Annotated in this window: 14 protein-coding genes; 8 read left to right on the top strand and 6 right to left on the bottom strand. The window is 36.7% G+C overall.

Going from position 1 to position 13,406, the window contains the following annotated elements; genetic code table 11:
• Window positions 1–55: 55 nt before the first annotated feature.
• Window positions 56–295 carry a YkgJ family cysteine cluster protein gene (locus tag CYTFE_RS0103230; RefSeq protein WP_027470635.1) on the bottom strand — a complete coding sequence of 80 codons (240 nt, stop codon included), beginning with the start codon at window positions 293–295 and terminating at the stop codon, window positions 56–58.
• 89 nt (window positions 296–384) lie between these two features.
• Here CYTFE_RS0103230 and sfsA point away from each other — a divergent pair, with 89 nt between their 5' ends.
• Window positions 385–1,077, top strand: a complete 693-nt coding sequence (sfsA, locus tag CYTFE_RS0103225) for a DNA/RNA nuclease SfsA (RefSeq protein WP_027470634.1) — start codon at window positions 385–387, stop codon at window positions 1,075–1,077.
• Between the two features lie 357 nt (window positions 1,078–1,434).
• Here sfsA and CYTFE_RS30610 read toward each other — a convergent pair whose 3' ends face one another.
• From CYTFE_RS30610 to CYTFE_RS0103215, 3 genes are all read right to left on the bottom strand, one after another.
• Window positions 1,435–1,722 carry an AMP-binding enzyme gene (locus tag CYTFE_RS30610; protein ID WP_200871383.1) on the bottom strand — a complete coding sequence of 96 codons (288 nt, stop codon included), beginning with the start codon at window positions 1,720–1,722 and terminating at the stop codon, window positions 1,435–1,437.
• 19 nt (window positions 1,723–1,741) lie between these two features.
• A complete protein-coding gene (locus tag CYTFE_RS24760) occupies window positions 1,742–3,061 on the bottom strand; it encodes an AMP-binding protein (protein ID WP_200871382.1) in 1,320 nt (439 codons plus the stop codon).
• Window positions 3,062–3,321: 260 nt separating this feature from the next.
• Complete coding sequence (locus CYTFE_RS0103215; RefSeq protein ID WP_027470633.1) at window positions 3,322–4,605, bottom strand: DUF445 domain-containing protein; 1,284 nt, start codon at window positions 4,603–4,605, stop codon at window positions 3,322–3,324.
• A 159-nt stretch (window positions 4,606–4,764) separates the two neighbouring features.
• On the opposite strand from CYTFE_RS0103215, the gene CYTFE_RS24755 reads away from it, so the two are divergent.
• The 7 genes from CYTFE_RS24755 (at window position 4,765) to nhaA (ending at window position 12,142) form a co-directional block, all read left to right on the top strand.
• Entirely contained in the window at window positions 4,765–5,031 is a 267-nt protein-coding gene (locus tag CYTFE_RS24755) for a hypothetical protein (protein ID WP_044262531.1), read from the top strand.
• A 212-nt stretch (window positions 5,032–5,243) separates the two neighbouring features.
• Window positions 5,244–5,600: a hypothetical protein gene (locus CYTFE_RS0103200; RefSeq protein ID WP_027470631.1), complete on the top strand. Its 357-nt coding sequence runs from the start codon at window positions 5,244–5,246 to the stop codon at window positions 5,598–5,600.
• A gap of 96 nt (window positions 5,601–5,696) precedes the next feature.
• Window positions 5,697–7,598: a transglutaminase-like domain-containing protein gene (locus tag CYTFE_RS0103195; protein ID WP_081735898.1), complete on the top strand. Its 1,902-nt coding sequence runs from the start codon at window positions 5,697–5,699 to the stop codon at window positions 7,596–7,598.
• A gap of 375 nt (window positions 7,599–7,973) precedes the next feature.
• The gene (locus CYTFE_RS29795; RefSeq protein WP_152541815.1) at window positions 7,974–8,201 is read left to right on the top strand and encodes a hypothetical protein; all 228 of its coding nucleotides are present in this window, start codon (window positions 7,974–7,976) and stop codon (window positions 8,199–8,201) included.
• 56 nt (window positions 8,202–8,257) lie between these two features.
• Window positions 8,258–9,682 carry a RapZ C-terminal domain-containing protein gene (locus tag CYTFE_RS0103190; protein WP_027470629.1) on the top strand — a complete coding sequence of 475 codons (1,425 nt, stop codon included), beginning with the start codon at window positions 8,258–8,260 and terminating at the stop codon, window positions 9,680–9,682.
• Window positions 9,683–10,027: 345 nt separating this feature from the next.
• Window positions 10,028–10,759: a nucleotidyltransferase family protein gene (locus tag CYTFE_RS0103180; RefSeq protein WP_027470627.1), complete on the top strand. Its 732-nt coding sequence runs from the start codon at window positions 10,028–10,030 to the stop codon at window positions 10,757–10,759.
• Between the two features lie 12 nt (window positions 10,760–10,771).
• Window positions 10,772–12,142: a Na+/H+ antiporter NhaA gene (gene nhaA / locus CYTFE_RS0103175; protein ID WP_044213725.1), complete on the top strand. Its 1,371-nt coding sequence runs from the start codon at window positions 10,772–10,774 to the stop codon at window positions 12,140–12,142.
• 55 nt (window positions 12,143–12,197) lie between these two features.
• On the opposite strand, the gene CYTFE_RS0103170 is transcribed toward nhaA, so the two are convergent.
• Together CYTFE_RS0103170 and CYTFE_RS0103165 are read right to left on the bottom strand one after the other, a co-directional pair.
• A complete protein-coding gene (locus CYTFE_RS0103170) occupies window positions 12,198–12,467 on the bottom strand; it encodes a hypothetical protein (RefSeq protein ID WP_027470625.1) in 270 nt (89 codons plus the stop codon).
• 148 nt (window positions 12,468–12,615) lie between these two features.
• Window positions 12,616–13,311 carry a phosphatase PAP2 family protein gene (locus CYTFE_RS0103165; RefSeq protein ID WP_027470624.1) on the bottom strand — a complete coding sequence of 232 codons (696 nt, stop codon included), beginning with the start codon at window positions 13,309–13,311 and terminating at the stop codon, window positions 12,616–12,618.
• Between the last annotated feature and the right edge of the window lie 95 nt (window positions 13,312–13,406).

The raw sequence follows: 13,406 nt of genomic DNA, 5'->3' as shown, positions 1-13,406 counted from the left end.
TCCAACAATATCAAGATTAAAATGTACGCAATGAACTGATGTATCCTAAGCCCCTTTATTCCAGACTAGATAAAATACGTATACCTTCATCCCTATCTCGTCCACAAAAATCAGGTTCCGCTTTAAATCCTCCACATACCTTGGGGCGCTCCTTTTTACCAAATAACTCACATCTATAATCCTCAGTCAGATGTGCACATGGTGTCATGGCCGGCTTTCCTTGAGGCATTTTTGGTAAAGGAGAAGATATTGATGGGGCAATACAGCAAGCCGCACATCCAACTCTACATTCCATAATTTTTTGCTGACAAAAATAATAATTTTACATTAGGTGCTGATAGATAAAAGTAAATAGACAGTAAGTTTTAAAAAATTAAGAGCTACATGAAATTTAATATGGATTTGATTCCCGGGAAATTAATAAGACGCTACAAACGTTTTTTATCAGATATTGAACTCGAGGACGGTAGTATTGTAGTGGCACATTGCACCAATTCAGGAAGCATGAAAACATGTATTGAAGAAGGGGCTCCAGTTTACCTTTCACCTGCCAAAGATCCCAAGCGTAAGACAAAATTTACTTGGGAAATGATTTTCATACATAATCATTGGATTGGAATAAACACCAGCATCCCAAACTTATTAGTATATGAAGCCATCAGAGATCAAAAAATTGCTGGCATCAACAAATATACAGAGGTAAAAAGAGAGGTTCAATTTGGTAACAGCCGTTTTGACGTCTATGCTGAAAACGATCAGGAAAAATGTTTTATTGAAGTAAAAAACGTAACCATGAAAGTAGGCAACAAGGCACTATTTCCGGATGCAGTAACTACCAGAGGACAAAAACATCTAAAAACGTTGATGGAAGTAAAAAAAGAAGGTATGAGAGCCATTATGTTCTATGTGATTCAAAGACAAGACATCCATTCGTTTGGTGCAGCCAGTGAAATTGATCCGCACTATGCCATGGCCCTCAAAGAAGCATATGAAATGGGTGTTGAGATTTTTCCTTACATCGCGCAAGTGAGTCCCAAAGGCATTGAACTCACCCAAAAATTACCCTTTACTATCTGATCGTACGTCATCTCCTTGATAAAACGAAAGTAGACCTTTGATTTTCGAAAATGACATCCTTATTTTGAGGAAATAATAACATGTTGATTCATATGATCAGGTATTTCTGATGTCCTTTAAAATAGCGGGTCAGTGCCAAAAGTTGGGCATAAATGTTGTTTATAGTTGTCATGCAAATATTTTTGTTAATCTAAACAAGAAGAACTTTACATCAACAACACCTCTGAATTGCCTTCTGAAACTTCCGTTAATATTTTTGCTGACGGAGAAGCGTTAAAAACAAGGAGAAGACCAAGGTCTTCCCCTGAAAAATCATTATTAGCTTATTTCATAAACCATCCAAATGCCAAACAACTCTTATTTTCGCTGTGTTAACCCCAATTCTTTTGCCGATATATCACGCATTTCAACCTTACGCACTTTTCCTGTTACTGTTGTTGGAAACTCAGACACAAATTTCCAATACTTTGGAATCTTGTAGGTAGCAATTTGCCCCTTACAATATGCTTTTAGCTCATCTTCACTAACCTGCACCCCATCTTTTAGAATAATCCAGGCCATCACTTCTTCTCCATATTTTTGATCAGGAACACCAATCACTTGAACCTCTTTAATCGTTTGATGCTGATGTAAAAACTCTTCCACCTCAAAAGGTGAAATATTCTCACCCCCCCCTTATAATCATATCTTTAATTCTACCAACTATTTTAACATATCCATCCTCATCCATTTCTGCCAAATCACCAGTATGCATCCAACGCCCTTCATCAATTACAGAAGCAGTTGCTTCCGGATTATTCCAATACTTTAACATCACAGAATATCCTCGCGTACATAATTCGCCCATCGTGCCTCGGGGTACAATATTACCGCTCTGGGGGTCTATGATTTTCAGTTCAAGATGAGGATGAACTTTACCCACGGTAGCACACCTTCGATACTCATTATCATCCACAAAAGTCTGTGTACTCACAGGTGATGTTTCCGTCATACCATAACAGATTCCCACCTCCTTCATATTCATTTTTTCACGGACCGCTTTCATCGCAGATTCTGGACATGATGCTCCAGCCATTATTCCTGTGCGCAAACTTGAAAAATCAAACTCTTCAAATCGTGGATGATTCAATTCCGCAATGAACATTAAAGGAACACCATATAACGAAGTACATTTCTCATCCTGAACAGTCTGCATGACCACCTCGGGGTCAAAAGCTTCACCCGTTAGTACCATACATGCTCCGTGAGTGATACAGGCCATATTAGCCAGCACCATTCCAAAGCAATGATAAAGCGGCACTGGAATACACACCTTGTCCTTTTCTGTATATCTTAATCGTTCACCAATAAAATATCCATTGTTCAATATATTATGGTGCGATAAAGTAGCTCCCTTAGGAAAACCGGTAGTTCCAGATGTATACTGAATATTAATAGCATCGTCAAACTGAAGCTCTCGCTCTATAGATTCCAGTTGTTCTGTGGTTATTTTCTTTCCTGCTCCTAGCATGGTATTCCAATCATGATCAATAACCACAATATGTTTCAAATGTATACATTCGGCCCTTACCTCATTCAATATCTCGGTATAATTTGTTTTCCTAAACCCTTTGGACATGATCAATAGTCTAACCTCAGACTGCCTGAGGGCATACTTAAGTTCTGATGCTTTGTATGCAGGATTAATATTCACCATCACGGCACCAATGCGCGAAGTAGCAAACTGAACCAACACCCACTCAAAACGGTTGGCCGACCAAATCCCTACGCGATCGCCTCTTTTTAGCCCATAGCTTAAAATACCTTTGGCCACTTCTTCCACATCCTTCCAAAACTCTTTATAGGTAACCCTGTAATTCTGGTAAGGAACACACAAGGCTTCAGAGTCGGGATATTTTTCGACGGTTTCTTTTAGTTTTTCTGAGATAGTAACGCCCAATAAAGGTTTATCCGAAGCGCCACTTTCGTATGATAATTTTGTCACGATAAGTAATGTTTGATTTTTAAAAAGGCCATAAATGTAAGAAGGAATTTGCAATACTTGATTAAAATCATAATTTTTTTCATTATTTCATTATCTTACACTAGACACTTCCACACTCATAACAAGCAGCATAACAGACTCATCCATCACCAATAAAAACTTTACCAACAAACATTCTCATCTTCTCATAAAACAGGTTATAGAGCAAACCAATGGCTTCCAATTTTATTCTCAAAATATTTTCTAATACATTTTTCGGGTTACAACATTAACCGCAGAGTTGCAATGAACACGCCCACCAAACCACCCACAACGGCACCATTTAGTCGAATAAATTGAAGATCATTTCCTACTTTATCTTCAATCTGACTAACCAATTCTACATCGTCAAGCTTTGTCAGGCTCAGACGTACCATCTCCCCTATTTCGGGATGATACTTAACTATCAGTTCACTAATATTAAATCTTAACCATCGATCTATCTTATCCTGATTATCCTTATCTCCTTCCAACTCTAGCAATACTTTATCCATATTCTTTTCTATAAAACCTGAAATCTCCGATTCATTTTTAGTTAGTTGATGACTCAAGGACTCCCGCAAATTTGACAAAAGGTTTCGGATCATATGCTGCGCATCGGTATTATTAATAATTTTTTGTTTCCAAACGTCCATCATCTTTACCGCTTCCGGATCGCCGGAAATAAGTTGCTCAGAAAACCGCAAAACGCGATCCTCAACTTTCATACGAAGTTGATGCTTTGGATCATCTTTTGCGTGCTCTATAAAACTATTCATTGAAGTCAATATCTTATCACATATCACCTCACTGTTCATCACTCCCAATCCACCTGCAATACCCAGAAAAATCCCTTTAAACAGTCCTTCACGCTTATATTCTTGCAACTGCTTCTCCACCAAGTTGAGCATAGCCAGCCGTGTTGTATTATCAAAAATAGTTTTTTGTGCCGAGGAAAAAACCATGCGCCATAAGGGTTCATGCGCTCCTTCATGGATTGACCTTTTCATCCATGAACCAACAGGACTTGCCACATTGAGGTCTTTCATTTGCTCTCTCATAATAGATTGAATAAAACCAACCATTTCCGGAGTATCCAATTCTCGCGTCAATCTGACTAAAGTATCCTTAAAAAAGCCAACCACCCGTTTTTTATTCTTTGGAAGACGCAAAGCTTCCATTATATTTTTAACAATAGAGAATTCAGCAATCTTCTCTTTAATAATCTCGGGTGCCAGCCATTTATTCGTAACTAAATCTACCACCCCCTCAGTTAGCTTCACACGATTACGAACAATGATATTGGTATGTTTTTTCACAAAAGGAATCTTAATTTCATGAAACAAAGCACTTACAGCAAACCAATCTGCAACCCCACCAATAGTTGCCGCCTCAAAACCCGACAACAAGATATACCAATAAGGATGTAATAAAAACTCAACAGAGATCAACCATTGAACAGTTATTAATCCCAGAATAGAGATCAGTAAGGAGATAATTCCTATTTTATTTTTGTGATTACTCATTTTATTCTAACATTTTGTAACAAAAGCGATAAATGATTTATAATGTAATAAAAATTCAATTAACATTCCTACAAATACAAGAAAGGTCTTTTATTTTGTGGTTTTTTTTTGTTATATTGTAAATAAAACTTCTAAACATAAAAGTCAAAAACTCTATTTATGAAATCATTTACCTCACTCTTAACGTTAATACTAATCTTATTTCTTTCCACCAAAGTATATGCTGATAAAGCCTATATGAAATATGGGAAAATCACCCAAAAAGAAATTGACATGACGAGCTGTCCGATTGACAGTAATGCCAGTGCCGTGATGCTTGGGGCTATAGGACAGACCTATTTTAACATTGAACAAGATAAAATATTAATGCTCACCCAACGGCATATTAGAATCAAAGTATGTGGTTCAAAGTCCATTTTACTTTAATCTTCTGTCTTGGTATTTTCAAAAAACAATACCTACATTGTATTCTGAATATAGGGTTGATATTATTGATTGGTACCTCTACAAGAACTGGATCGAAGGATACCTACCCGTTACCAAAACCGAAAATAAAACGCATGAAAGATTTAGTTTTAGAGTAAGCTCTCAGATTGTAGCAGGTAAAGACAAAACACAGGGTCAATCAAGCAGGTGATATGGCTTTTCTGAATCCGAAAGTAATCAAGCAAATAACAGAAAATGTATTTAAAAGAGAAGAACGCACTTATCCGGTTGATTACAACTACCCCATTAAAGAAAATATTATCATAACAATAATACTTCCGGAGGGATATGCGGTGAATGAATTACCACAGAAATTAGCGATTTCGATGCCCAACAGAGCTGCCCGTTATAAATTCTCCGTTCATTCGCAAGAGAAAACCATTCGCTTAATCAATCAATACGAAATCAACCAAACTATTTTTCCAGAAAATGAGTATGCCGATTTAAGACAATTTAACCAAATGATTGTTGGAAAAGAAGCAGAACAAATAGTGATAACTAAGAAATAAGCGGTAAGTAAACAAAGAACAATGCATACTGCGTTTGTTGGTACACTCGCAGTATGCTCATACGACATCTCTTTCTTCAGACATAAAACTAAATAAATGCGACAATTGATCTTTCTGCTTTTCATGTGTTCATTCACATATACTGCATTAGCCAAAGAATTAAAATACCCCACTGCTTTAATTCCCGATTCGCTAAAAAAAAATGCTTACGCAGTAGTTAGAAACGAAAAATGGGAAGTCAATGTAATCTCACTATCTAAGGTGAAGATACAAATAACAAAAGCAATTACCGTTTTAAACAGTAAAGGAAAAAAGAAAGCCTGGGAGCGCTTTTCATATGACAAAAACAATAAAATTGTAGCCGTGAGTGCTCGTATGTATAATTCTCTAGGACAAGAAGTAGAAAAATGGAACCGTAAAGATTGGGAAGACATCAGCTATGATCCATATGGCACTATCTATTCAGAATCCAGGTCTATTCTATGCCTTCCCATCGAAAATGAATATCCCTATACCATTGAATATAACCTGACCATTGAAAGAGACTACACCTATGGTATAAATGGATGGTATCCCTCATGGGAAGATAATATGTCAGTTGAAAGAAGCAGTTACATACTTAGCTATTCCCCGGAAATTAAAATAAAATACAAAGAATACCATTTCAACAACCAGATAACAAAAAAAGAACAGGAAAACACGATTACCTGGACCATGAGGCACTCCACTGCCCACAAAAGCGAACCCTACAGTCCTGTAAAAAATGAATACCTGCCACATTTAAAAGTAGGACTTAAAGAATTCAAATATGATCATTATCTGGGCCATTCTGAGACATGGGAGGATTTCGGAAAGTTTAGAGTGGAATTAAACAGTCATCGCGATATCTTACCCAAAGAAAGACAAACCGAGATTGATAAAATAGCAGCAACATGCCATAACGACCTAGAAAAAGTTCAAAAGTTATACACCTACATGCAAGCACATACCCGTTATATTAATATAATAGAAGGTATTGGAGGAATACAGCCATTCCCGGCCGAAACGGTATCAAAAAACGGTTATGGCGACTGCAAAGCCTTATCAAATTATATGAAAGCCATACTAAAAAGTGTAGGTATAAAATCATATTATACAGTGGTAAAAGCAGGTAAACAAGACTATTACTTCGATCCAGAGTTTATTTCACACCAATCCAACCACGTGATACTATGCGTACCCATGCCGACCGATACTATTTGGTTAGAATGCACCAGCCAAACCATGCCATGCGGTTTCTTAGGAAGCTTTACTGACAACAGAACAGTATTACTCATTACCGAACACGGTGGTGTCCTGGCCCAAACCCCCAAGTATGGCAAAGAAGAAAACAAAATCATAAGAACTGCAAATGTAAAAATTGCACCATCAGGAGATGGCACTGCTTCTGTAACGACTATTTATAAAGGATTAGAGTACGACAACAAACATTGGTTCGCTGAAGAAGACAAAGAAGACCAACTAAAATTATTACATGATGAATGCAATATTCCAAATTTTAAAATCACCCATTTTAAAATTGATAACGTAAAAACAAGAAAGCCCAGTCTCTATGAAGAATTAAACCTAACACTCCCCAGCTACGCATCCAAAAGTGGAAGTAGGTTATTTTTACCGTTAAAGCTGATAAAAAAAAGGAATTACGTACCTCCCAAGCTTCAGAATAGAGCACTAGACATTGTAGTAAAAAAAGAATACTGCAATTTAGACACCATCAGCTACTCCATCCCAGAAAACTATGCCATAGAAATAATTCCAGAAGCATATACTATAAACAGTAAATTTGGACAGTACAAATGCGCAACAAAAATAAAAGGCAATAAAATCATATATTCCAGATATATGGAAATGAATAGCGGCAAATATCCCGCCGAAGAATATGACAGCTTTATCGATTTCTTCGAACAAATTAAAAAGAACGATCAGCCAATAGCTATCCTGAAACAAGTAGTACAGTAAGTATACAAAAAACAAAAACACCTAAATTCAAATTTAGATGTTTTTGTTTTTCACGATCACTTATAAATTATATAAGTAAGACTAGAACCTTTTTCCGCTATTATAGTAGAATTACTCAATAGCTTGCAATTTCTCCATTAATCTGATTCTTTCTCTGTGTACTAAAACGATTCCCACTAAAACTGCAATGATACCAAATAAGCTCATAAGTATTAATCTTTTAAAGTGAACAACTAGAAAAACTTCTCCCCAAAAGTATTAATTTTTTATTACAATTGTGAAAAATTGTAAATTTTTTTACATTTTTTGACTATTGCACAAATATGTTCTACAATAGACATACCCCCATTCCTCTCTTCAAATTAAAATATACATATGCAAAAACAAGCATCCTCTACTCCTTTTCATAAGATGAAACATCCGATTTTAATCAACTCATTAATAAGCACCTTCACACTTACATTCCAACACCCTATTAACACACGACCTCCCCTTACTGCATCTCTTTCATTGGAGCTATTTCAGAGCAGACTAGAAAGTTCAGGTACGCAACCCATGCTCTACCACAAACCAAAGCTATCCTATGCCATCAAACACTTATGAACTTTTTTCATTAGCTTTGAAAAGAGAATAAAAACAGACTTCAAATACCCTGAAAAATGGAACAAGATAAATTACAACTACTAATGAAAATGTTCACTCGTCATATGGGTGAACCCGTGGAATCATTACATATGTTACCTTCATCAGGATCGTACCGCGAATATGTTCGTTTTGAAGGAGGAGGTAAATCAGCCTTAGGTGCGTTTAACGCTGATAAAAAAGAAAATAATGCCTTCATTGGATTTTCGGAACACTTTTACACCTTAGGATTAAAAGTACCCCATATATACGAATACGACACAGACAATAATGTATACCTATTAGAAGACTTGGGCAATACTACCTTATTTGAATTTTTGCAGAAAAACAGAACCGAAGATGAGTTTCCTGAATCATTGATAGAAATATATAAAAAGACCATAGAAGAATTGGTTGTATTTCAGTTAAAGGGTAGTGAGGGACTAGATTTTAATCTATGTTACCCCCGAAAAGCTTTTGACCGACAGTCGATGCAATGGGATTTGCACTATTTCAAATACTACTTTTTAAAGTTGGCTCAAATACCTTTTGATGAACAAAAATTAGAAGAAGACTTTCAATGTTTAATGGATTTTTTATTGCTAGCCGAGCATGACTATTTTTTATATCGCGATTTTCAGTCGCGTAATATCATGATAAAAGAAGGTGAACCTTATTTCATTGACTATCAAGGCGGACGCAAAGGAGCATTACAATACGACCTAGCCTCTCTTTTGTATGATGGCAAAGCAGACATACCTGCAGCCGTAAGAAATATGTTATATGAGCATTATATTCAAACATTACAAAAGCACAAAGAAGTAGATACAAGAACATTTAAAAATCATTTTACAGCATACGTATACATCAGAATTATGCAGGCCATGGGTGCCTATGGTTTTAGAGGATTTTATGAAAAAAAGGAACATTTTTTAAAAAGTATTCCTTTTGCCCTCAAAAACATCACCTATCTTTTATCTAACCATCCCCTACCCATAGACATACCTGAATTAAACAAAGTATTAGAGGCATTAACACATAACGAAAAGTTATCAAAAATAAATGCTCTCACAGTAACCATCAATAGCTTTTCATACAAGAGAGGTATTCCCTATGACATGAGCGGCAATGGAGGAGGCTTTGTTTTTGATTGCAGAGCCATTCATAATCCAGGACGATATGAGGCATACAAACATATCACTGGAAAAGATAAACCAGTCATTCAATTCTTTGAAAATGAACCTGAAATGAAAGACTTCCTGGATGGCATCTATCCTTTGGTTTCCAAATCTATTGAAAAATATATTTCCAGAAATTTTAAACATTTAATGGTTAATTTTGGTTGTACTGGAGGACAACACAGATCGGTATACTGTGCAGAAAGATTAGCAGAATATATCAAAAGAAAATACCCGGTTACCGTTCATCTGCGACATGTAGAACAAGAAATAAAAAAAGGTTAAAACCATGGGAAATAAGAAATGTAAAGATGCTAACAAAAACAATGTAGACACCAAAGATCACAAGGGGCACAAATATAAATGCAAAAAATGCAACTCCACCGCAAACAAAGAAAAAAAACTTTGTAAACCTGTGAAAGTCTAAAATCTCACCATTCTTTACAATAACCTGCAAAGATGATACTGAACCTTCAATATCAAGCAAATACATCACCTTTCATTGCTTACATTAAGCAATGCATGTGTATAATACCGATGCAAGGAGTGTCCTATTCTACACTCGCTATATATTTTGGTATTAAAATTTATTATTTTTGTATAAACATCACCCTCTCGAACCATTAATAGATGAACGCACTCATTTTCGCTGCCGGCCTAGGTACACGTTTGGCACACATAACCAAGAACAAACCCAAAGCATTGGTTGAAGTAGCAGGTAAGCCCATGCTGCAACATGCCATTGAAAAATTGGCAGAGGTAGGTGTCCATAAAATCGTGATCAATGTGCATCATCATTCCCATGTTATTAAGGATTTTATATCATCCTTAAGATATACGAACGTTGAACTTTTAATATCGGACGAGAGTGATGAATTACTGGAGACAGGTGGTGGCTTACTGAAAGCTGCTCCCCTGTTTACTCCCCAAAAAGACATTATTCTTTACAATGCAGATGTTTTAACAGGGGCAGACCTAAATAAAATGGTTGCTTATCACCACCAAATGGGTGGTATGGCGAGTTTAATGGTAAAAAAACGTTCAAGCTCCAGGCAATTATTATTCGACAAAGACAAGCGATTATCGGGATGGGAAAACATTACTAGCGGAGAACAACGTATCACACGTAAACAAACAAGCTACAACACATACGCATTTTCTGGTATCCACATCATCCATCCCCAGTTACTAAAACAATTGGGCACCCCCCGAAAATTTTCAATCATAGAAGGATACTTGGATGTATCCAGCCAAAGGGCCATTTACGCTTGGACAGATTGGGACGATTATTGGTTTGATATTGGCACCCCCGAAAAATTAGAAGTGGCCAATGAGTATCTAAATAAAAAACAATTAGACTAACATAACAATAAGATGACAAAGACTGAAAATCAAAAAGACTTGAGTTACTTCCAGCGTTTCTTCAAAGGTATTACCGGAGGAAGCGCACTTTTAATGATAGCCACATTTGCAGCCGTTGTTTGGGCCAATGTAGATCATCATTTATACGAACACACCTGGCACGATGTTTTATCCATTGATGTAAATATGTTTCATTTAAAAATGAGCTGGCATCACTGGATCAACGATGGATTAATGGCCATCTTCTTTTTTGTGGTAGGACTGGAAATAAAACGCGAATTTTTAGCAGGAGAACTAAGCTCTTTTAAACAAGCCTCCTTACCTATTTTTGCGGCCATTGGAGGTATGATTGTACCAGTTATCTTTTTCTTTTCATTTGGGTTGGAAGGCGACGCTAACAGTGGCTGGGGTATTCCCATGGCCACAGATATTGCCTTTTCATTAGGAATACTAGGTATGTTAGGGAAACGGGTTCCCCTTAGCTTAAAAGTATTTTTAACCGCCTTAGCCATTGTTGATGATCTGGGTGCAGTTTTAGTAATCGCCTTATTTTACGGAGGAGAACTTCAATGGACGTATTTGATTATAGCAGCCGCACTTTTAGGTGTTTTGGCCATTGCCAATATGCGAAACATTCAGGATTTACGTCTATACACATTCTTAGGTTTTGTCATCTGGTACTTATTTATAATATCGGGGGTTGACGGACCCGGATCGGGGCTTCATGCCACTATAGCGGGGGTACTAATAGCCTTTACAATTCCAGCAAAACCTAAAGTACATATCAATCATTTTCTACCCCAGGTGAACCATGGTTTAAATCATTTTGGAAAGGTTGCTAAAAACACACATGAGATGGTTTTAACAGACGAACAGATGCATGCGGTAGACGAAATAGAATATGCCGTTAAAAAGGTTAGAAGTCCACTACAATACATCGAACATCAATTTCATGGATTTATCAGTGTATTTGTTCTTCCGGTCTTTGCATTAGCCAATGCAGGTGTTGTATTAAGTGCTGGCAACGATGGAGCGCAGGTATTTGGTCTGGTTTCTTTTGCCATAGCCTTCAGTTTAGTTTTTGGAAAAGTGATTGGTATTACATTCTTTTCTTGGTTAGCTGTGCGCTTGGGTTTCTCTGTAAAACCCAAAGGTTCATCCTGGCTATCGTTTGCGGGATTAGGTCTTCTTGGAGGTATTGGTTTTACCATGTCAATATTCATTGCCAGTTTGGCCTATACCCATTCGGCAGAGATATTGAACCAAGCTAAAATTGGCATCTTTCTTGGATCGATAGTAGCCGGTGTTGGAGGCTTTCTCCTACTGAAATACTCCTTAAAAAGAGACGAAACTGTTTTAAAACGAGGCGAAAAAGTCAAATAATATAAAACAAAAAAAAGGTGCTGATTGAGCACCTTTTTTTTGTAATTTCTTTACATTAGTTATACGCATGTACCTCCTTATTTCCTATTAAGATATCCTTTGCGAATTCTAATATGGTTGTGTCATCCAATTCTACGATTCCCCCATCAGGTCCTGGTTCAATATGAATACCTACGCTCCGGCCCCTCTCATAATTTTTTCCTCCAAAATAATTTCGTACGGTTTCAACATTCAAGTCTAATTCTTCCGCAATTGTTCTCATGCTGCCATCTGGCAAACTGTCTTTAAGCTTTCTTAGCTGATTGAAAGTGATTGTGGTGCTCATAAGCCATATCTTTTAAAATTCGAAGTGTCTTAAATATAGGCATTTAATTTGAAATTAAAAACTAATATTATGCAACAAGCAAGCACGAAACCTCAATAAGTAGCATTTCACTTGCCCAACAGCGCACCACCCCACAAAAAAATAAACATCAATGTAATAATACTTTTGATACAATCAACACACATACAAAAGTCAATAGACCCACAAATACAATTTGCATGACATGCGCACGATCAAACTGTTCTGCAATACCACGAGCTAAACCCTTCCTATTAAAATAGGTTAAGCGAACAAACTTGGGCAAAAACCTTCCATATAATTTATAAACGACATACCCTAAAGAAGCTCCTAAAATATAGCCGCCCAAAATATCTCCTGGAAAATGAACCCCCAGATAAATTCGGGAATACCCCACAACAAAGGACCATGACAAGATAAAAATGGAATAATATCTATTTTTAAATACCAGGGAGCTGAACACGGCCAATCCCATCGTATTAGCGGCATGCGAAGACACAAAGCCAAAACTTCCTCCCCGATAACCAAACACGGTTTTTACAATGCCTTTTAAATCCGGGTGATGTGTAGGACGAAATCGTTGTATACCATGTTTAAGAATATCGGTAGATATCCAATCACAGGCAAATACCAAAACTACAACGGCCAACAAGGTAATCCAACTTTGCCATTTCTGTCCTTTAACGATCGCATAAACAATCATAATATACAAGGGCACCCAAATAAGTGTACTTGATATAGTCCAAAATGCGAAATCCCAGAAATCAGAATGATAATAATTCAATAGCAGCAATAAATTACTGTCTAGCTGCAAAAGTGTCTCCATAAAAAATGTGTTTTATTCGGCTTTAAATCTAATTCTTTTTTAAAACTAATTAATTCGTTTCAGCCATATTTTTAATCGATGATAAAAGCGCACCA

The sequence above is a fragment of the Saccharicrinis fermentans DSM 9555 = JCM 21142 genome (assembly GCF_000517085.1).
GTDB classification, from domain to species: domain Bacteria; phylum Bacteroidota; class Bacteroidia; order Bacteroidales; family Marinilabiliaceae; genus Saccharicrinis; species Saccharicrinis fermentans.
The sequence above is the reverse complement of the archived record's forward strand: the minus strand, read 5'-3'. Positions and strand labels throughout refer to the sequence as shown.